The 22696-nt window shown below is 32.2% G+C and carries 14 protein-coding genes and 1 other RNA gene; 2 read left to right on the top strand and 13 right to left on the bottom strand.

The window, feature by feature from the left end:
- Positions 1 to 21: 21 nt before the first annotated feature.
- From addA to glyA, 3 genes are all read right to left on the bottom strand, one after another.
- Positions 22 to 4014, bottom strand: a complete 3993-nt coding sequence (gene addA / locus CLOPA_RS11050) for a helicase-exonuclease AddAB subunit AddA (RefSeq protein ID WP_015615509.1) — start codon at positions 4012 to 4014, stop codon at positions 22 to 24.
- Entirely contained in the window at positions 4004 to 7468 is a 3465-nt protein-coding gene (gene addB, locus CLOPA_RS11045; RefSeq protein ID WP_015615508.1) for a helicase-exonuclease AddAB subunit AddB, read from the bottom strand. Before addB ends, addA begins: the two co-directional genes overlap by 11 nt.
- 309 nt (positions 7469 to 7777) lie before the next feature.
- Positions 7778 to 9013 carry a serine hydroxymethyltransferase gene (gene glyA / locus CLOPA_RS11040; protein WP_015615507.1) on the bottom strand — a complete coding sequence of 412 codons (1236 nt, stop codon included), beginning with the start codon at positions 9011 to 9013 and terminating at the stop codon, positions 7778 to 7780.
- Between the two features lie 336 nt (positions 9014 to 9349).
- Between glyA and CLOPA_RS11035 the strand changes: the two genes are divergently transcribed.
- Together CLOPA_RS11035 and CLOPA_RS11030 are read left to right on the top strand one after the other, a co-directional pair.
- Positions 9350 to 10123, top strand: coding sequence for a threonine/serine ThrE exporter family protein (locus CLOPA_RS11035; protein WP_015615506.1), 774 nt, complete (start codon positions 9350 to 9352; stop codon positions 10121 to 10123).
- A complete protein-coding gene (locus CLOPA_RS11030; protein WP_015615505.1) occupies positions 10120 to 10554 on the top strand; it encodes a threonine/serine exporter family protein in 435 nt (144 codons plus the stop codon). The genes CLOPA_RS11035 and CLOPA_RS11030 overlap by 4 nt, the downstream gene beginning before the upstream one ends.
- 207 nt (positions 10555 to 10761) lie before the next feature.
- Here the strand turns inward: CLOPA_RS11030 and ssrS are convergent.
- The 10 genes from ssrS to secD all read right to left on the bottom strand — a co-directional run bounded on the left by ssrS (position 10762) and on the right by secD (position 22652).
- Positions 10762 to 10942, bottom strand: a non-coding RNA gene (gene ssrS / locus CLOPA_RS24375) — 6S RNA.
- A 264-nt stretch (positions 10943 to 11206) separates the two neighbouring features.
- Positions 11207 to 12991, bottom strand: coding sequence for an aspartate--tRNA ligase (gene aspS / locus CLOPA_RS11025; RefSeq protein ID WP_015615504.1), 1785 nt, complete (start codon positions 12989 to 12991; stop codon positions 11207 to 11209).
- A 34-nt stretch (positions 12992 to 13025) separates the two neighbouring features.
- Positions 13026 to 14273 (bottom strand): histidine--tRNA ligase, encoded by a 1248-nt coding sequence (hisS, locus tag CLOPA_RS11020; protein ID WP_015615503.1) that lies wholly within the window; start codon positions 14271 to 14273, stop codon positions 13026 to 13028.
- A 15-nt stretch (positions 14274 to 14288) separates the two neighbouring features.
- On the bottom strand, positions 14289 to 15710 hold the full coding sequence (locus CLOPA_RS11015; protein ID WP_015615502.1) for a coproporphyrinogen III oxidase: 1422 nt from the start codon (positions 15708 to 15710) through the stop codon (positions 14289 to 14291).
- Between the two features lie 23 nt (positions 15711 to 15733).
- The gene (locus CLOPA_RS11010) at positions 15734 to 16333 is read right to left on the bottom strand and encodes an MBL fold metallo-hydrolase (protein ID WP_015615501.1); all 600 of its coding nucleotides are present in this window, start codon (positions 16331 to 16333) and stop codon (positions 15734 to 15736) included.
- A 9-nt stretch (positions 16334 to 16342) separates the two neighbouring features.
- Positions 16343 to 18565, bottom strand: a complete 2223-nt coding sequence (locus CLOPA_RS11005) for a RelA/SpoT family protein (RefSeq protein ID WP_015615500.1) — start codon at positions 18563 to 18565, stop codon at positions 16343 to 16345.
- A 287-nt stretch (positions 18566 to 18852) separates the two neighbouring features.
- Positions 18853 to 19371: an adenine phosphoribosyltransferase gene (locus CLOPA_RS11000; protein ID WP_015615499.1), complete on the bottom strand. Its 519-nt coding sequence runs from the start codon at positions 19369 to 19371 to the stop codon at positions 18853 to 18855.
- A gap of 157 nt (positions 19372 to 19528) precedes the next feature.
- Positions 19529 to 20386 carry a DHH family phosphoesterase gene (locus CLOPA_RS10995; RefSeq protein WP_015615498.1) on the bottom strand — a complete coding sequence of 286 codons (858 nt, stop codon included), beginning with the start codon at positions 20384 to 20386 and terminating at the stop codon, positions 19529 to 19531.
- A 126-nt stretch (positions 20387 to 20512) separates the two neighbouring features.
- The gene (secF, locus tag CLOPA_RS10990; RefSeq protein WP_015615497.1) at positions 20513 to 21409 is read right to left on the bottom strand and encodes a protein translocase subunit SecF; all 897 of its coding nucleotides are present in this window, start codon (positions 21407 to 21409) and stop codon (positions 20513 to 20515) included.
- Between the two features lie 4 nt (positions 21410 to 21413).
- Positions 21414 to 22652 (bottom strand): protein translocase subunit SecD, encoded by a 1239-nt coding sequence (gene secD / locus CLOPA_RS10985; protein WP_015615496.1) that lies wholly within the window; start codon positions 22650 to 22652, stop codon positions 21414 to 21416.
- Positions 22653 to 22696 lie beyond the last annotated feature (44 nt).

Here is a 22696-nt window from a genome sequence, read left to right as displayed (position 1 = left end):
TAAATTGCATTTGTATAAACTTTAAATTTTTACAACTCTTCCATCATAGAATAAATATAAATACTGTTCCTTGACTTTCTTTCCTGTAATCTTGGTAAGTGCCTGAGAATAATATTTCAACTGATTTCTATACTTGTCTACTACAGCTTTCACATTTTTATCTGTTACATAATCTGTTTTATAATCTACAAGAACAAGACCATCTTTTTCTTCAAAATAGCAATCTATAGCTCCCTGAAGCATCATACTTTCATCTTTATAATCTTCTTCACACAATTCTACATAGACATCACAAGCCTTAAGTCTGATTACAAAAGGGATCTCTCTTTCTATATGTAATGATGAAAGCATTCTTTTACCAATTTCACCCTGAAAAAATCTTTCTATCTTCTTTATATCTACAGCTTCAGCTTGCTTTTCTGTTATAAGCTCCTTAAAAATCATCTTTTCCATTTGTGATTTTATACTTTCCTTTGTTATAGGTAAGCTAAAATCAAGTCTTTGCATTACTGCATGCATGGCGGTTCCCTTTTCTGCAGGCGTAAGTCCTTTTCTTTCCTCCAAGAACACTGGTCTTTTCTTTAATACTGGCGGAAATATATTTCTGGAATATTCATCCTCAGAGCTTTGTTGCCTTTTTAATTCAGTAACCGACACACTGGAAGGTAACCCCTTAGCCAGATCATATTTATATTTCCAGCTGAGTCTTCTGTCTATTTCCTCATAATAAGGAGTTCTTGGCGCTTTAGTTTCTATTTCAGAGAGAATATTTTTAAGTACTTCTATTTTACTGAGTTTTTTATTTTCATGCTCAAGTTTAACTTTACTACTAGTATCGTCCTCACTAAAAACTTCATTTTCAGACAATATTATATTATCTTTTACAATCTCATCTCTAGTCCAAAGCTTTATTTTCCATTGAGACTCATGACTAAGTTTGAAATTATCTTCTATAGATACATCAGCTTTTTCTCTTAAAACTTCTCCAGCTTCATGCTTAATAACAGCAGGGCATATCCAATCCAGGTAGCTCATTCCCCTAAGTATTATATTTTCTGATATCTTTTCTTCATTACTATTTATATCCTCTGCCCAGTTTTTACTTGCAGCTTCAATATCCCTTACAGCACCTGTTATTATAAGTTTTTCCTTAGCTCTGGTTAATGATACATAGAGTATTCTCATTTCCTCAGAAAGACTTTCCAGCTTTATTTTTTTCTTAATGGCATTTTTAAATATAGTTGGATATGATATTCTTCTCTTAAAATTAACATAATCCGGCCCTATTCCAAGGTCATGATGAAATAATACAGTTTTTGTCATGTCTCTCAAGTTAAAATTCTTACCACAGGCTGCTAGAATAACTACAGGAAACTCTAAGCCTTTACTCTTATGAATACTCATTATTCGCACTACATTTTCATTCTCACCTAATATTTTAGCACTTCCCATGTCTTTGCTGCTTATTTTCAATCTGTTTATGAAGTTTATAAAATTAAATAGCCCCTTATAGCTTGTATTTTCATATGCTTTTGCCCTCTGAAACAGTATTCTTAAATTTGCCTGTCTTTGAACTCCTCCTGGCATAGCTCCAGCATAGCTGTAATAGCCCGTTTCAGTGTATAAATGCCATATAAACTCATCTATAGGCATATGCAGTGCCAAATCTCTAAATCCTTTAAGTAACCTTACAAAATCATAACATTTTTTTGCCAATTTCTTGCTTATACTTTTTTCTTCATCCACCTTTATATATTCTACATTAACATATTCAGAGCCCTCATCATATTCTGCATAGATGTCCTCATCACTATATTTAAATTCCTCAGTATTTCTATTTGACTTTTCCCTATTATATTTAAGATTCTCTAGGCTGCCTCCTTCATTTTTAGCATAAATACTTTCATTATTTTCAGTACATAGTTCATCATATTTACTTTTTACAAGCTTCATCAATTCATAAAAGGAGCTGCTTCTATCCAGTGACCTTATATCTATAAGATCCTCATCCGTAAAGGAAGCTATAGGAGAACGTAATACCGAAAGCATTGCTATATCCTGTAGAGGATTATCTACTATTTGCAATAATGAAATTATTGTCTTTATTTCCGTAGTTTCAAAATAGCCACTGCCTGTATCTGCAAATACAGGTATGTCAAAAGCCTTTAATTCCTCCGTAAAAGTAGGAGACCAACCTGCTGTGGCTCGAAGCAGTATTACTATGTCCTTATACTGAATACTTCTATAGTTATCAATATTTTTATCAAAAACAGCATAGGGCTTATCTTTTTTATCTATTAATTCCTTTATTTTTGAAGCTACCATTCTTGCCTCAAGTCTTATATTATCAATATTTTCTTCTTCCTCATCATCTAGGGTATCAGATTCTGAATTATTACTGTCTTGAACTTTGCTTTTTTCAATTATATGAAGTTCATTGACTCCAAGTTCAGTAAATTCATCCTCATTCACCTCACTAAACTCTGCTCCTGCCTTTAATTCTTCCCTTTCATCATAATTGAGTTCTCCTATATTTTCAGACATTATGGCCTTAAATATATAGTTAGCTCCATCCACTACTACTTTCCTGCTTCTGAAATTTTTAAATAATAATATTTTTCTATTTTTTGCTCCTGATTCACTGGAATAATTAATATATTTATCAAGAAAAAGCTCAGGCTTTGCCTGTCTAAATCTGTATATGCTTTGCTTTACATCTCCTACCATAAACAAATTTGGATTTTCACTGTCATTCCTTGATATAGAATTTAATATAACCTCCTGTACTAGATTACTGTCCTGATATTCATCTATTAGAATCTCTTCATATTTTTCTCTAAGCTCCAGTGCTGCCTTGGAGGGAACTAGTTCTTCCTTTTCGCTTGTATCTGTAAGTATCTGCAATGTAAGATGTTCAAAATCATTAAAATCTATTATACCTCTACTTCTCTTTTTCTTAATGTATTCTCTATCAAATTCTATAACCAGTTCTCCAAGGCATTTCATAATCGGATATAATTCTCTAATATGATCCTCCATTGTATCTCCAGTAGAGCTTAATATTTCTTCCTGCATATCTTTTATTTGCTTTTTATATTTATCTCTTATTTTTTGTACCTGATCTTTTTTATCTCTGTTTACATCTTTACCACATCTCTTTAATGCTGGAAATTTTACAGAGCTTAAGCATTCTATAAAGCTGTTCCATGAACTTTTACTCTCTATGACCAGATCATTTATCATTGCCAGATCTTCTTCATAAGACTTAGCATAAGGTTCCAGAGTATTCTCATTATTAATAATTGTCAAAGCCTTTTCTATTACTTTATTAATACCTGTAAGTTCAATTATTACATTAGATAAAATTGACTTTGCCCAAATTGAACTGCCAAAGTCAAAGTCTTCCTTTATATTGAAAGCCTCACTCATATTCTGAAGCCACTGCTTTGGCCAGGGACTGCTTTTCGCAAAATTATAAAGAGAAAGTACCATTTCCATAAGAGCTGAATCATCTCTGTTGGAGCAATAACATTCTACCAGATTTAAAAATTCTTCCTTGTCAGATTCCTCATACTTTTTATCAAAAAGTTCCTCTATAGTTTCATTTTTCAATAACACAGCTTCTGTCTCATCAGCTATTCTGAATTTAGGATCCAAATCTATAAGGTGAAAATAATTTCTTATTATATCAAGACAAAAGGAGTGAATTGTAGTTATTCTTGCCTTATTCAGCAGCACTAGTTGTCTTTGCAAAAGCTTTGATTCAGGATTCTTAAAAAGCTCCCTTGATATGGCATTTCCAATTCTCTCTCGCATTTCTGCTGCTGCCGCATTAGTAAATGTAACAACTAATAATCTGTCTATATCCACAGCTTTCTCTTTATCTGTAATCATTTTTATTATTCTCTCTACAAGAACTGCCGTTTTTCCTGCACCTGCCGCCGCCGCTACTAACAAATTACATCCCCTGGTTTCAATAGCCTCCCTTTGCTCCTCAGTCCAGTTATTGCCCATTGTTTTCACCTTCCTTATCATTCTCCTTACTAATCAGGCTCCAAACTTCCTCATCACTTTTATCGTATATGTATCTATAGCCGTTATCATCTATAGATGGATCAAAGGCACATATGGAGGAATACATACAAAAATCGCAAGGTACAGAGTCCTTATTTTTACAAGGTTTAATACTTATATCTCCACTTAACATGCTTTCACAATTTTTAGCTATTACATTCTTTACATGACTTCTCAAAAGTTCAAATTGATGCCTTGAAGCTGCCTGAGATTTTCCTAAGGAACCATCTTTATTTATTCTTGCAGGAATAATCAGTGAATTACCTTCCATTTCTCTATCCATCTCTTTAATTATTTCAGGATCATCTATTAATAAGCCTTTCATTTTAAATCTTTTCATTATTTCCTTTTTAAGTTCATCATCACTTAAATCCTTATTACTTTTTACCAGAGGATCATCTATTTTAAAATACAATATGGCCCCTGGAATAGGTTTTTTATCTAGATCTTTTCCCTCTTCTGTAAGTATGGCATCAAGATAAAGTAAAAGCTGCACCTGTAGTCCATAATACACATCAGAAAGTTTAAAAAGCTTATTTCCAGATTTATAATCTATTATTCTTATATAGGTCTCCCCTTCTTTAACCAACATATCGATTCTATCTATTCGCCCTATGAGCTTTATCTCTTCACCAGAAGGTAATCGTACAATTATTGGTGGATAACTCCCCTGTTCACTAAAATCTATTTCATAACCTACAGGTTTAAATCCACTTCTCTTTATATGATTTGTTATTACAAGAGCTGTTTTAGTAAGTACTCTTTTAAGCCTCTCTGTAAGATATTTATACCTTGGAGAGCTATTCAAAATAAAGCTATTACTCTTTTTAACATTCTTCTCCACTATACTGCTTATATTTTCTTCACACCAATTTTTATCAAGCTCATCCCAGGAAAGCTGTTCTTCTTTTACCTTTTCACTAAACTCATCTATTATCTTATGCATAAAGGTTCCTATATCAGGATAGCTCAGCTTAAATACCTTTCTCTCTTTGGCATTTAATCCATATTGTACATAGTAAGCAAAAGGACACTGGGCATATCTCTCCATTCTGGATACATTTATATGCATATTATCTCCATAGAGTTTTTTAGCTTTTTCACTATTTATGAGTTGGGTTTGATTTGTGTAGGACGCTCCACTGAAGGCTCTTTTGCACTTTTCTCGCCAGTATTCATAGCCGCTAAACCATTTATAAACATCTCTCCAAAGCATAGCATCATCATTTTCATCTAACCTTTTTCTAAGCACATAAATAAGATGATTAAATGCTGGAAGCTTTGCATCTATAAGCTTTAGTCTATCCTCATCACTTTCTTCAAAAACCAAATCACTTTCCTCTGTTATATTGGTATATATGGTTTTTAATCTGGAAACTATTATAGAAGGTCTTAAGCTTTTACCTTCGTAATCTGCCATAGGATAACTTATTCTGAGATATTTGCCTGGAATTGTTAGAGTAGTATATACTAAAAATTGCTCTTCAAATGCAGCTAATCTTGTATTCTTTGCCAGCTCCACTCCTCTATCCTTTAACAATTCCCTATCCCTATCGCTTAGTATTCCCTCTTCATTATTCACCGATGGAAATACTCCGTCATTCACTCCAACTAAATAGAGAATGCAGATATCATGACTTTTTAGCCTCTCCACACTACCAACTAGCACTTGATCCACTGTAGGAGGAATCAATCCCATTTTATGCTCCCTAAAACCTATGGACATAATTTTAACAAATTCTTCAAGAGTAAGAGGTGTATCTCCCATTACTTCAACGGTTTGATCTAATAAATCTATTATTATATTCCATATTTGACTGTATTCATTGGCAAGAGTCTGTCTTTTATTTTCCTTAAAATCTTCAATTAATGCCTCCACTTTTTCCGGAACCTCTATTTCCGTTAAAAATTCAAATACAGTTCTGCAAATTTCTTCTCCATTTCTCTTTCCTCTAGTGTTTTTATAAAGCTTTTTTAGAGGCTCTATAACAATACTTCTTATAGAATTGACTTTATTTAAAAGCTCCTCTTCCTGAAGAGATATTTCATCTCTTCCAAATAGTGAATCCGGCCTATAATTCCAAATTTCTTCCTCCAGCCATTTTTTCTTTCCCTTTATTCCTGAGGCTAGAACATAATTTTCAAGAATATCTACTTCTTCAATTGTCACATTTGTCAGTGTAGTTTTTAAATATCTGAATACAGCTTCATAGGACCAATTTTTAGTGAGAATTTCTATTACAGATGTTACAAGTACAACTATCAGATTTCCTTCAATATTTCTCTTTTCATCTATGAAATAGGGTATCTCATGTTCTTCAAAAATTGAAGCTATTATAGTTTCATAATTTTCCAGATTTCTTGTTATAACAGCTATATCCTTATATCTATAGCCTTCATCTCTGCACATTCTTATAATGTCTCTGGCTGCACCCTCTATTTCTGAATATGTATTTTGTGCTCTAAAAAGTTTTATATCTGAAGTTTTGCTTTTATATTTTTCGTAGGGGAAAACAAATAGATTTTTTTCTAAAAATGCCATTTCATCACTGCTCTTAAATCTATAAAAAGGCTTTTTGGTAAGTACTATGGGTTTATCTAATTTAACATTATTATTTCTTGCTATTTCTAAAAATCTATCTTCCGTTCCCTTAGTGAATTCAAAGATATCCGTACCATAGTTTTTACCATCTACATAATCACTGGTTAATGCTACATTTACTCTTTTTGCCTTTCTTAAAAGTTTTTCAATTATTTTATACTGCTGCGGAGTGAAGCTAGAGAACTCATCAACCCATATTTCAGCATTATTAAAGATTTTTGATTCTTCTAACTTTTCCGCAAGCAAAGTTAAGTCATCATCAGCATCTATATAATTTTTATGTAGTAAAGCTTCAAATTCTCCATATATTTTACTTAAATCCAAAAGTTTATCTTTAAGATTTATATTTTTATCCATGTCCTCTGCAGTTTTTAAAAGCAATTCTGGAGTAACTGAATATCTTTTAAATTCACTTATTGAATCCGATATAGTATTTATAAATCCCTGCTGAGCTGCAGCTCCTCTAAATACGGTTAACTCCTCCAGTATTTTATCTACTATATGCGAAATAAGCATACATTTGCCAGCAGAATCCATGTGCTTATGAGTAATTCCACCAACTTCATTCATCACCCTAAAAGCCATTCTTTTAAAGCTGATAACTCTAACCTTTAAATTTGATTTTTCTCCAATGGCATTCAAAATACTCTTTTCTGATTGAAAGGAAAACTGCTCTGGCACTAGATATATAAGTGGATACTCTACATCTTCTTCTACTTTTTTCTTTATATCCTCTATGCAGAAATTACTTTTACCACTTCCTGCTCTTCCATATATAAATCTTAAACTCATAAATTTACAAACTCCTTTTAAATTTAAATATATAATAATAATCTATAGTGAATATAGTTGAAGCTTTCACTGGTTAATGAACAGAAACTATCAAGTTACTTCTCGATTTTCTTATATTACTAATTAAAAGTATATTTATATTTTATCACATTATTTTTATTATTCTCATTTTACTATAATAAAAAACCATTAACTTTATAAGATTCACACATATCAAAACTTTAGTTAAAATATTAAAAAGCACTGAATTCTATGGCAAATACGTTAGAATTCAATGCTTTTTCTATAATAATCTATATTAGTTATATCTTATTTATATATAGGGAACTTATTGCATAAAGCTGTTACTCTTTCTTTTAATTCAGTTAAATCCTGATCTCTCTTTTCGATAGCTTCATTAATGAAAGCCGCAACCTGCTTAATTTCTTCCTCTTTAAAGCCTCTGGTAGTTACAGCTGCTGTTCCTATTCTTATACCACTTGTAATAAAAGGACTCTTTGTCTCAAAGGGAATTGTGTTTTTATTTGCTGTAATTCTCACAGAATCTAAAAGTTTTTCTGCATCCTTACCAGTTATATCTTTGTTAGTTAAATCTATGAGTATAAGATGATTATCTGTACCCCCAGATACCAATCTGAAACCATATTTTGTAAGTTCCTCTGCAAGCACTTTTGCATTTTTCACTATTTGATTGGCATAATCCTTAAATTCAGGCTTTAAAGCTTCTCCAAAGCATACTGCCTTTCCAGCAATTATATGCATTAATGGGCCACCCTGTATTCCAGGAAATATTGTCTTGTCTAAATCCTTTGCATATTTTTCTTTACAGATAATAGCTCCACCTCTAGGTCCTCTTAAAGTCTTGTGGGTTGTAGTAGTTACAAAATCTGCATAAGGTACTGGTGATGGATGCATTCCTCCAGCTACAAGACCTGCTATATGAGCCATATCTACCATTAAATAGGCTCCAACTTCATCACTGATCTCTCTAAATTTCTTAAAATCTATTATTCTTGAATAGGCACTGGCACCGGCTACTATCATCTTAGGTTTATGCTCAATTGCTTTCATTCTAAGTTCTTCATAATCTATAGTTTCAGTGTCCTTGTTTACTCCATAACTTACTACATTAAACAATTTTCCTGAAAAGCTAACTGGACTTCCATGTGTTAAATGTCCACCATGACTTAAATCCATACCAAGTATAGTATCTCCAGGCTTTAATACTGAGAAATATACTGCCATATTTGCCTGTGAACCAGAATGTGCTTGTACATTTACATGATCTCCACCAAATAATTCCTTCATTCTATCCCGTGCTAAATCTTCTACCTGATCAACTATATGACAACCACCATAATATCTTTTTCCAGGATAACCTTCTGCATATTTATTCGTAAGATATGATCCCATAGCTTCCATAACGGCTTCACTAGTAAAGTTTTCTGAAGCTATAAGTTCAATATTATTTTCTTGTCTTTCATGTTCTTTTGCTATTATTTCATATACATTCTGGTCATTTTCCTTAACGTTTTGAAAATCCAATGTTTACACTCCCTTTTATTAATAAATAATAATATTATTCCTATATAGGCTACATTAAATATCCATACAGTAAAAAGTTATTTTAATTTAATAATTATTTTATGTACATATTAATGAAATGTAATATTTTAATTGCAGCTTATATAATTTCCACTATAATTATGATTATATAATGTAAATTGAAATAAAACAACAGTAATTTGAACTATTTATTTGTGCTATAATATGCTTGTAAATTTATAAAGCTTGTGAAAATAAATAGTAAGATTCAAAATAGACCAGCATACTGACAAGTTATTTATTTGAATATGGCTAAATACTATTAAGGAGATGCAAATGGAGACTAATAAAATATTAGACTTAGCTGCAGAAGCTGGTAAAATAATGCTTGAAAATGGAGCTGAAACCTATAGAGTTGAAGAAACAATGATAAGAATATCAAAAGCTCTTGGAGTTGCTTCCTTAGATGCATATGCCACCCCTACAGCAATAATAATTTCAGGTAAGAATGCTGAAAATATAAATATTTCAGTTATAAAGAGAATAGTAAACAGAACTTTTAATATAGATAAAATATCTAAGATTAACGATCTTTCAAGAATTATAGAAAGAAAACAATTAACTATTGAAGATGTAGAAATGAAACTTATTTCAATAAAAAATAGTCCTTCCTATTCCAATAAAATGACCTTATTGGCAGCTTGCTTTATTGGTGCATTTTTTACTATACTGTTTGGTGGTAATTTTAAGGACTTTTGGGCGGCTTTTATTATAGCTGGAATTATAAAATATTCAACAAATTTGATATCAAAATTTAAAGTAGATTATTTTTTTACAAACATAGTAGGAGGTGCAGAAGCTGCACTTCTGGCAATTATTTCTTACAAACTTAGCCTTTCAACTCACTATGATAAAGTTATAATTGGAGATATAATGCTTCTAGTACCTGGACTTGCAATAACAAATGCCATTAGAGATGCCATGAATGGAGATTTAATTTCTGGAACCGCTAGAGCAATCGAAGCTTTTTTTATAGCTGTGGCTATAGCTGTTGGTACCGGTATGGTTTTTAAAATTTGGTTTGCGTTTTCGGGAGGTATAAATATATGATTATGTATGCCCTTTACTCCTTTATTACATCTTTATGCTTTGCAATAATCTATAATATAAAGGGAAAAAATGTTTTTATAGCAGGTATAGGCGGTGGTATTTCCTGGTTCGTATATTTAATAGTGCACCATTTATATAATTCAAATATATTATCCTTATTTTTAGGAGCTATAGCCGCATCTATTTATTCTGAAATAATGGCAAGGCTGCGTAAGGCTCCAGTAACTACTTTTATAATATGCGGTATTATACCTCTGGTACCAGGTAATGGCATGTATTACACTATGTATGAAACTATCCTTGGCAATACAGCAAAGGCCACTATTTATGCTATCCAAACTTTAGGTGCTGCTGGTTCAATAGCTATAGCCATTGCTATGGTATCCTCTTTATCAAAGCTTCTGTTTTTGAAGAAAAAGCCAATGGTTTAATATAAATTTCACCATTAATCCCACAACTCATTGTTAAAGGGGCTGTCTCAAAAGAAATCAATATTTATTTCTTTTGAGAACAGTCTTATTTAATTATTAAAAATTAGATTTTAATAATTATTTTCAATAGTAGAATAGTTAAAAAGCTGTCTCGCAATGCATAGATATGCATTGTGAAACAGCTTCAATTTTTCTGTTATATAACAAAAAACTCCTGCTGTGCCGTTTCATGAACTTAAAAGATAACCCGCTCTCAGCAGGTGGGCACCGCCTTCCTGCTTCTTGTTCTTATTTATACAAATAAGTATCATTCCACAGGGAGAGTTAGGTTCCCAGGAAAAAAGTGTTGGGTCAACATAAATTCAATTCTCGTACACAGTAGGAGTTCTATTCAATTGTTCTTTCTATAAACAGAGTTTCTTGGTATCAGATGGAGTTTTTGTTTATGACCTCTGATGCTTACTAACAGAGTTCTTGGTATCGGTATTTTCGATACTTAGAAATCGTTGTCCTTTAGGGTAAATCGTTATCCAGGGACGTAGCCACTCTTTACTCTCACTTTACGAAAAGCGATGGGAGTATTAGAGTTGGTAGTCATCGTATAAATCTATTATACTACAGTAACTTAGTTTTTAGAATGGTAATTTTTATATTATTTTTCCTCTTTTGCTATACTTATACCTAATTCCTGAAGCTGTTTTTCATCTACTACATTAGGTGCTTCTGTCATAACACAGGCAGCATTTTGATTTTTAGGGAAAGCTATAACATCCTTTATATTTTCTGTACCTGCAAGGAACATTATCATTCTATCAAAGCCATAAGCCAATCCGCCATGTGGTGGTGGACCATATTTAAAGGCTTCCAGTAGGAAACCAAATCTCTCCCAGGCACTTTCCTTTGTAAATCCAAGGACTTTAAACATTTTTTCCTGAAGATCTGTTTCATGTATTCTAATACTTCCTCCGCCTAGTTCTTCTCCATTTAAAACTATATCATAAGCTTTAGCTCTTACTCTTCCCGGGTCACTTTCAAGATACTCAATATCTTCATCCATAGGCATTGTAAAAGGATGATGCTCTGCTTGGAATCTATTCTCCTCCTCATTATAGGATAGAAGAGGGAATTCAGTTATCCAAACAAATCTGAACTCTTTATTATCCTTTAACAGTTCCAGCTCCTTTGCAAGGTGCAATCTTAATTCACCAAGGGCTTGAAATACTACGCTGTTTTTGTCGGCAACTATTAATACTAAATCGTTAGTCTTAGCACCTACCGCAGCTATTATAGCCTTTAACTGCTCCTCTGTAAGAAATTTTGCTATTGGGGATTTTATTTCATTTTCCTTAACGGCTATCCAAGCAAGGCCCTTTGCCTTAAAGGTTTTAACAAATTCTCCCAGCTTATCTATTTGTTTTCTTCCCATGGCACCACAGCCTTCAGCTTTTATAGCCCTTACACTTCCGCCATTCTCCAGAGCATCCTTAAACACTTTAAATTCAGTATCTTTAACTACTTCACTTAAATCACTTATTTCCATTCCAAATCTTAGATCTGGTTTATCACTGCCATATTTCTCCATAGCTATTTTGTATGGCATTCTCTCAATAGGAGTTTTAATTTCCACTCCAGCCACTTCTTTAAATACTCTTGTTAAAAGTTCTTCATTCAATGCTATTATGTCATTTTCCTCTACAAAGGAAAGTTCCATATCCACCTGTGTAAACTCCGGCTGCCTATTTGCTCTTAAATCCTCGTCTCTAAAGCATTTTACAATTTGAAAATATTTGTCAAAGCCTGAAACCATCAAAAGCTGCTTAAAAAGCTGTGGTGATTGAGGTAATGCATAAAACTTCCCATTAAAATTTCTGCTTGGTACAAGATAGTCTCTTGCACCCTCAGGAGTACTTTTAGTAAGCATTGGAGTTTCAACTTCTAAAAACTCTTTTTCATCTAGAAAGTCTCTTATAATCTTTGCAGCTTTATGCCTTATTTTGAAAATACTCTGCATATCCGGTCTTCTTAAATCAAGATATCTGTATTTAAGTCTTATATTCTCTCCTGCATCCAGATTTTCTTTTATGTATATTGGTGGAGTTTCACTTTCGGATAAAATTTTTATATTTTCTCCTAGTAATTCCACCATGCCTGTAGGCATATTTTCATTTGGTGCTTCTCTTTTAACTATCTTACCAGTAACAGCTATACAGTATTCAGACTTTACAGTATCAGCTTTTGTAAAGGCATCACTATTTATTTCTTCTCCAAACACCACTTGAAGAAGTCCTGTTCTATCTCTTAAATCTACAAATACAAGACCACCTAAATTTCTCTTTTTCTGAACCCAACCCATAGCAGTAACAGTATTTCCTATATTACTTTCTCTAAGGTCACCGCACATAACGGTTCTTTTAAGACCTTTTAATGCTTCTCCCATATTACTTCCTCCTAAAAAATTAATGAAACCTAGTCTATTTAATCTTTAATACAATATCCTCTAAATCAGTTATATCTATATCTATCTGCTCTCCATCATTCATTCTCTTAAGTTTTGCTCTTTTTTCATTAAGCTCCGATTCTCCCAATACAATAGTATAGGCAGCCTCAATTTTATTTGAATATTTCATCTGTCCTTTTACATTTCTGGACATGTGATTGCAATCACATTTTATGCCTTTTTCTCTTAAGGAATTCACAATTTTTAATGCTTCTATTTTACTAGCTTCATCCATTGATGCAATATATAAATCTATATAATTAGACTTTGGAATTTCTATTCCCTCTTCTTCTAAGGTAAGTATAAGCCTTTCAAGTCCCATGCCAAATCCTACTGCTGGCATTTCTGGCCCTCCTATTTCCTGAATTAAGCCATCATATCTTCCTCCGCCGCAAACAGTAATATCCTTATTTATAATCTCAAATACTGTTTTAGTATAATAATCAAGTCCTCTTACTATAAGTGGGTCTATCTTAAATTCTATGCCAAGAGCAGTAAGATAGCTTTGTAATTTATCAAAGTGTTCTCTGCAATCGTCACATACATAATCCAGTATGACAGGTGCACCTTCTACAATTTTCTTACAATCTTTATTTTTACAATCCAATATTCTCATAGGATTCTTTTCAAATCTTGATTTACATACATCACATAAATCATCATAATTTTCCTTTAAATATGCTTTTAAAGCATCATTATAGGTTTTTCTACACTTTGGACACCCTATATTGTTTATGTTTAATTTAAGACCCCTTATTCCAAATTCTCTAAAAGCTCTCATGGCAAGACTTATAATTTCTGCATCCAAAGAAGCTTCCTTTGATCCAAAAATTTCTATACCAAACTGATGGTGCTCTCTTAGTCTTCCCTTTTGAACATTTTCATATCTGAAAACAGGTGTAAAATAATACAGTTTAGTTGGCTGAGCTTCATTAAAAAGTGAATTTTCCACAAAAGCTCTTACTGCTGGTGACGTTCCTTCCGGTTTAAGAGTTACACTTCTCCCCCCCTTATCTTCAAAGGTATACATTTCCTTTTGAACTACATCTGTAGTATCACCTACACCTCTCTCAAATAATTCAGTACTCTCAAAAGCAGGGGTTCTTATTTCTCTACAGGCATAAGTTGCTGCAATATGTCTTAATTTATCCTCTATGTAGTACCATTTATAGGCATTTTGTGGCAGCATATCTTTTGTACCCTTTGGTGCTTGAATTGCCATTTTGCATCCTCCTAATCAGTATAATTCATTTAGAAATTTTATTTTACTTTTAACTTTTTCTTCTATCCTTTTAGTATATTCCCTTACATCTTTAACATTAGGGAATCTTTCCAATCTGTTTTCCTCTAAAAATATAATTTTAGAAACTGCATTAGCTCCTATGGCTATAATAGTCTGCCTTTCTTCAATCATTTCTATATTATATATGCATTCCTTGCCTAAGCTTGAATAGCCTACATTCTCCATGTTTCCCACCATGTTTTTTTGTCTATACATATAGTAGGGTTTAAGCTTTAAAGCCTTAGAAAGCTTTACTGTTTCATCATACATTTTGTTAAGCTCATCTTGCATAGCTACCTTCATATAAATGTTATTCAATATATTTTGATGCAGCTTTGATCCTCTTTTTAAGGACATACCATGAACAGTTAAGCTATCCGGACTTAACTGTAAAATTTTACTGCAAGTATATTCAATTTCTTTTAAGCCTTCTCCTGGAAGGCCTACAATTATATCCACATTTATGTTATCAAAACCTATGCCTCTGGCAAGCCTAAATTTATCTATTACATCCTTAGAGTTATGTCCTCTGCCTATAAGCCTAAGGGTAGTATCATTCATAGTTTGAGGGTTTATACTTATTCTATGAACTCCATATTTTTTTAATGTGTTAAGCTTTTCTACTGTAATACTATCAGGTCTTCCGCATTCCACTGTAAATTCCTTTACATTATTATCCTTTATAAAACTATTATATATCTTAGCCATAGTTTCTTCAAATTGTTCATTGCCTATAGACGTGGGAGTACCGCCTCCGAAATATACACATTCTATGGAAAGACCCTTTTTCTTAATATAAGTAGATATGTTTTCTATTTCATAATACATTGCCTTTAAATAAGACTCTATTACATCCTTACAGTTTTGTATAGTATCCGATATAAAGCTGCAATAAAGGCATCTTGTAGGGCAAAAGGGCATACCTATATATACACTTATAGAATTAGTGTCCTTATTCACAATAGACTCTTCAGCCGTTGCTACATCTATGCAGAGCTCTGCTTTATCTGCTCTCGTTAAACTATGCTCTTTAAAGTACTCCCTTATTTCCTCCTGTTTTTTCCCATCTTTCATAAGCTTTAATGCTATTTTAGTGGGTCTAATACCCACAAGGGTTCCCCAGGGAATTTCCACATTTGTAATTTTATTTACATATTTGTACAAAATTTTTTTCACATTTTCTTTTTCTGTGAGCTTTTCTTCAAAAATGTAGTTTTCACATGTATTATTATATAAAATTTGCAGATTATTCTCTTTAATTATAACTTGGTAATCATATTCATCATCATTTACAAATTTTATTTCATCATAAAACAAATGAAATATATTATATATTTCATATTTAAATTTTTCATTAGAGATCTTTATTTTAGTCATATTTTCTCCACTGGTATTCGACCTTATAAAAAGGGATTATTTTTTTTTTCAAAACCTATACTTGATTCCGGTCCATGTCCAGGATAAACTACTGTAGCATCAGGCAATATCATTAATTTATTCTTTATACTATTTATTATTGTATTATAATCTCCACCTTGAAAATCTGTTCTTCCAATGGATCTGTTAAAAAGCGTATCACCAGTAAAAACTAAATTGTCTATGAAAAAACACATTCCTCCTGGTGTGTGTCCTGGAGTTTCCACACATTTAATTTCACAATTTCCGAATTTAAGCAAATCACCTTCACTAATGAATTTATCTCCATTTTCATCTTGGTTGCCATAAATAGGAATATTTTTATCTATTAATTCTGCATCCTTTTCATTTATATAAACACTGCACCCAAATTCATTTCTAAGTTCACTTACCGCTCCTGTATGATCTGCATGGCCGTGAGTCAATAAAATCATTTTAACCTTAGCCTGTGAAGCCTTTATATTATTTATAAGAATCTGTGCATCGCCACCGGGATCAATTACTGCTGCTTCATTTGTATCTTCATCAATTAGAATATAACAATTGGCATCATAAATACCTGCTGGTATAATATTAATTTTCATAATTACCTCCTAATTTTTTGTTCTATATACTTCCATAACACCTCTTAGCTTTTTTATGTTTCTCATAAGTATATCTAAATGGCTTATATCAACTATTTTAATTTTAAAAGTAATAAAGGCTATGTCACCTTTTACTGCTTTTGCACTCATAGATTGAATACTTGTATCCATAGAATTTAATATTTCCATTATATCTGTCAAAAGTCTTGGTCTATCATCTGCCTTTATCTGAATTTCCGCAACATAAGCCTCATTTCCATTACCCCAAGCCACTTCTACTATTCTGCTTCCATCCTGTCTTATCAAATTATTGGCGTTTTCACAATCTTTTCTATGGATAGATACTCCTCTCCCTTTGGTTATATATCCAATTATATCGTCTCCTGGTACAGGATTGCAACATTTAGAAAATCTAACAAGTATATCAGTTTCCCCTTTTACTGTAACTCCAGGATTATAACTCTTTCTTGCCTTCTCTTTCTTGACTTCTTTATTTATGTGTTCTTTTATATCCTTTAAAGCTGATTCATCAGCAGCAGAGGGGCTTTTTCCCTGCATGTTTTCCTTAAGTTTTGATACCAGCAATGATGGCGATGTGGTTCCAATAGCCACAGAGACATAAAGATCCTCTATACTATTAACATTGTTCTTCTTTAAAATTTGTTCTAAGCCAATTTCCTTTATAAATTCAGCAAAATTATAGCCTTGTTTTTTTGCTTCCTTCTCTAGTATTTCTTTCCCTCTATTTATGTTTTCTTCCCTTTTAGCCTTCTTAAACCAAGCTTTTATCTTAATTTTTGCCTGATTACTTTTAACGTTATTAAGCCATTGTATATTAGGACCTTTTGTTATTCCTGAAGTTAAAACTTCTACTATTTCACCTGTTTTCAGTTTGTAATCTAATGGTACTATTCTCCCATTTACCTTAGCACCTATACATCTGTTTCCTATATCTGTATGTATTTTGTAAGCAAAATCTACAGGTGTAGCTTCAGAAGGAAGGTTGATTACCTTACCCTTAGGTGTAAACACAAAAGCCTCATCTTCGAATAAATCGATTTTGAAATTTTCCATAAATTCCTCTGGATTTGTAGTTTCCTTTTGCCAATCCAGCATTTCCCTTACCCATGTAAGCTTAGTATCAAAATCTGCTTTTACAGGTTCTGAAATTTTTCCATCGGGATCTTCCGTTATTCCTTCCGTCATTCCCTCCTTATATTTCCAGTGAGCTGCAATACCATATTCTGCCGTTTTATGCATTTCATGAGTTCTTATTTGTATTTCAAAGGACTTTCCCTGTGGTCCTATAACTGTTGAATGCAGCGATTGATACATATTAGGCTTTGGCATGGCAATATAATCTTTAAATCTTCCCGGTATAGGCTTATACATTGTGTGAACAATTCCAAGAACTGTATAACATTCCCTTATATCTTTAACTAAAATTCTTATAGCCGTTAAATCAAATATCTGATCTAAAGTTTTATTCTTATTTACCATTTTTCTATATATACTATAAAAATGTTTAGGTCTTCCATCTATATCAGCTATTATATTAGCATCTTCCAAATTTTTATGGAGTTCAGCAATTATTCCTTTAATATATTCTTCTCTCTCTACTCTTTTTTCTGCTATATCATCCACCAGTTCATAATACTCATTTGGTTTTATATATCTAAAAGCTAAATCCTCTAATTCCCATTTTATTTTTGAAATACCAAGTCTGTGAGCAAGGGGAGCAAATATGTCTAAGGTTTCTTTAGCTTTTTCCTTTTGCTTTTGAACTGACATATAACGTAATGTTCTCATGTTGTGTAATCTATCGGATAATTTTATCAATATAACCCTTATGTCCTTTGCCATTGCAAGCAGCATTTTTCTTACATTATCAGCCTGTTGTTCTTCTTTAGTTTTATAGCTTATTTTTCCAAGCTTTGTTACACCCTCAACTAAATTTGCCACTTCAGAATTAAATTCTCTTGTGACATCTTCATAGGTATATTCTGTATCCTCTATAACATCATGCAAAAGACCAGCTGCTATAGTATTTTGATCCATACCCATTTCAGCTAAAATGCGGGCAACTTCCTCAGGATGTATGATGTAAGGTTCTCCAGATTCCCTTTTTTGTTTTTTATGGGCATCCACAGCAAAATTATAGGCTTTATTAATAAAATCTTTATCAACATTATAACAGTATTTATCTATTGTTTCCATTAACTTGCTCAGCATTCAGCTTTCTCTCCCTAAAATCAAAGGCTGGTTTAACAACCAGCCCAATTATTTTTACTAATATTATATATTATAATGTCTTTTTTTGCAATTTAAAATTATGTTACAATAGCTAAGGCATATTCAAAAAATAAATAGGCCAGTATGCTAGTATATTTTAAATTCTACTGCGTCAACAGAACCCTCTGATAGCCCACTATCATCAGAACTTGTTTCCTTGTTTAATTTAAAATATACGTCACATCTTTGATCTATTATTTATTTTCATATGCCTTAATTTGTCAAAACTAAAACTCATAGGTAACCAATGAATTGATATCATATTTTTCTAACTTTTCTCTTCCGTTAAGTCCAGTAAGCTCTATGAGAAAATTTATAGAAACAACTTCTCCACCCATTTCTTCAACAAGTTTCGTTACTGCCTCTATAGTACCACCAGTAGCAAGTAAATCATCTATTATTGCAACTTTTTGCCCTGGCTTAATAGCATCCTTATGTATTTCAATAACATCTTTTCCATATTCAAGACCATATTCAATACTTAAAGTATCACAAGGTAATTTTCCTTTTTTTCTTGCTGGTACAAAGCCAGCTCCCAGTGCATAAGCCAGTGGAGTCCCAAACATAAACCCCCTTGCTTCCGGTCCTACAACTATGTCTATATCTTTATCCTTTAATAACTCAGAAAAGGAGTCTATTGTATATTTAAAGGCTGCTTTATCTTCAAGTAAAGTTGTTATATCCTTAAAACTTATACCTTTTTTGGGGAAATCCTCAATAATCCTAATTTTACTTTCTAAATTCATTTTTATTCCTCCTAAATCAATATACAAAAAGCTTTATACCCAAATGAAATTTTTTTAACTTCCACTGAATTTTAAAAATTATTATCTAGATATATAATACTACATATTAAACATATAAGTTCAGGCAACATTCATAAATCAAATAGACCTATATTACTTATTTTTTTAAGACCTCTTTATTTAAGTACTTGGCAATCTGCAATGCTCTATAGCTATCATGAGTAGTAAAGAGTTCTACTGCAATTCTAGCATTGTCAATTCTTCCCACTACACTTTTTGTCGAAATAACTGACTCAACCAATTTTACTGCCATACCCTCATTAAATTCCTTAAACCTATTAATTTTTATAAGTGCTTTTATTCCATAATTATTAGTAGCAGCAAGATGTTCTAAACCCACGTCAACTATGGTTCTATTTTCTTCTTTTATAGGAAATTTACTAGAAATAGTGCCAAGCATAGCTAAATCTATATATTTATATACACCTTTTATTTTATAGTACATAGAAATTGCTTCACAAAATTTAAATGCAATTCCCGCTGCAGATAAATACTTAAAAGGATATTTGCAAAATTTTTTATTTGGATTTATAAGTATTGCCTGTTTACAATCCTCATAAATCTCATGGTAATCAGTAATTATAACCTCCATGCCCAGCTGCTTAGCCAGTATAATTTCTTTTTTAGAATTACTTCCACAGCCTACAGTTATAAGTAAATCTGCTCCAAGGTATCTTATGTAGTCCTTTAATGATTCGCTGCTTATTCTATATTCCTCATCCATATCATCTGGTATGAAATATTCTACGTCAGCATTAAGATATTTTAATAATAAAAACAGTATGGATATACCATATATACTGTCTACATCGCTGTAGCCATAAATTATTATCTTCTCTCTATTATTTACTGCCTTAACAACTTTATCTATAGCTTTTTGCATACCGTCCATAAAAAAGGGATTATGAAATTTTAGCTGTTTTAAATAGTGAACATTTTCTTCAATTATTTCCATAATTTATTCCTCCAGCTTTGTAGAAAACATAATATATTATATATTATAATCCCATATAATACAAACATTTTTCAGAGAAAAATCGAAGTGCCTCACAGTCACTTCGATTTAAGTCAATTATTTAGTCTATTTAATAAGCTCTTTTTTATCAGTTCTTTTTTTATCCGATGATCTCTTTTTAAATAAGTACCATATCGGACTAGCTATAAATATTGAAGAATAACATCCTGAGATTATACCAACTAGTATAGGAATAGTAAATTCCCTTACACCTGGAACAAATATATGTAAGCAGGTTATTGTAACCACTGTAGTAGTTACAGTGCATATAGATCTTCCTACGGTTTGAGAAATACTTGTGTCTGCAATTTCTATAAGTTCTTTGCCTCGCAGCTTCTTTTGATTTTCCCTTATTCTGTCAAATATAACTATAGTATCGGCTATGGAATATCCTATTATAGTTAAAATTGCTGCTATAAAAGGTGTATTAATTTGCAGATTTCCTATAGCATAAACACTTAATGTGATCAATACATCATGTAAAAGCGCTATTATAGCTGCTAAACCAAATTTAAATTCAAATCTGTATGCTATAAAAAATAACATTAAAATTATGGATATTGATAAGGCAGTTACAGCATTTCTTACAAGGTCGTTTCCAATAGTTGCGCCTATCCTATCTCTACTTATCAAATCTGAATCCTTTAATTTATATTTATCTTTAATATCATTAAATAATTTTGTAGTATTTGCATCAGAAATTGCTTCACTATTAATTCTTATAGTAAGCTCTTTATTATTGGCCTTTGTACTCTCAAATTCATTGGATTTAACATACTTCTCTATTATCTTGTCTGTATCCTGTTTGTTAAAATCTTTATTAATGTTTATCTGCATAAGGGTACCACCCCTAAAATCTATACCGAAATTAAGTCCTCTGTAGCACATAAAGCCTATGCCAATTACTATTATAATTATGGAAATGGTAAACCAAATTTTTCTCTTTTCAACAACTTTCAGCATATGTTTACCCCCTCTTTACTCCAAAATGTTTAGGCTTACTAATTAATCCAATATCTATAGACCAATTCAGCAGATGTTTTGTTACAAACAATGCTGTAAATAAGCTTACAAGTACTCCAATTATAAGTGTTAACGCAAATCCCTTTACAGGACCTGAACCTACAAAATACAATACCAATCCAGCGATTATTGTATTTATATTGGAATCAACTATGGAGGACATAGCATTTTGAAATCCAGCTTTAGTAGAAGATTTTATTGACTTTCCAGTTCTAAGTTCCTCTTTTATTCTGGCAAAAATCAGTACATTTGCATCTACAGCCATACCAACTGTAAGCAAAAATCCTGCTATACCTGAAAGAGTAAGCGTAGCACCTACACCTGAAAACACCAACAGTACTAAAAATACATATAATATCAATGCAATATCCGCCATAATTCCCGGACGCCTAAACCATATAAACATAAGTGACAAAACTATTGCTATACCTACTAGACCGGCCCTAACACTCATAGGAAGTGCAGTAGATCCAAGTGTAGCACTTACAGTTTGAACTTGAACTGCTTTTAGTGTAACAGGAAGAGCTCCTGCACTTATAATATCTGCCTGCTGCTTTGCGGTATCAATTGTATAATTACCACTAATTTGCGCTTTACCATCGCTGATGACTGTATCCACTGTAGGACTTGTAATCTGTTGATCATCCATATATATGGAAATTGCCTGGCCTAAATATTTTTGAGTGGCATCTGCAAATTTTTTAGTACCACTGTCACTTAATTGAAGATTTATCAGTGGTTTGTTGGTCTGTGGATCTGTACCTACACTGGCACTTTTCACATCGCTACCTGTTAAGATAGTTGAATTATCAGGACCTACAAATTTAAGCTGACCAGTTTTTCCTATAGTATTCAATACTTCATCTGGGGTAATTTTCCCAGGAACATCAATTCTTATCTTGTCAGCACCTTCTTTAGCTACGTTGGTTTCACTTACCCCCATTTTATTTACTCTTAATGAGAGCAGCTGAATAGTTCTCTGCATAGTAGCATTTGATACATTTTTATCTGTAATCTGTTCAACCACAGATACTCCCCCCTGAAGGTCGAGTCCTCTGTTTATAGTCTTACTAAAAGGTTTTATTTCATATGTACTTCCCACATATCCAAAAGCACCTAAATAGGCTAAAACTGCAATCACTACTATACTCAGTACAAAATAAACTGTACTCTTTTTCTTCATTTTTATCCTCCTTTGTTGACAATATTTTTAGCTACCCATTTAAT

Origin of the sequence: Clostridium pasteurianum BC1 (genome assembly GCF_000389635.1) — a bacterium.
GTDB classification, from domain to species: domain Bacteria; phylum Bacillota; class Clostridia; order Clostridiales; family Clostridiaceae; genus Clostridium_I; species Clostridium_I pasteurianum_A.
This window is presented reverse-complemented; position numbering and strand designations above follow the sequence as displayed.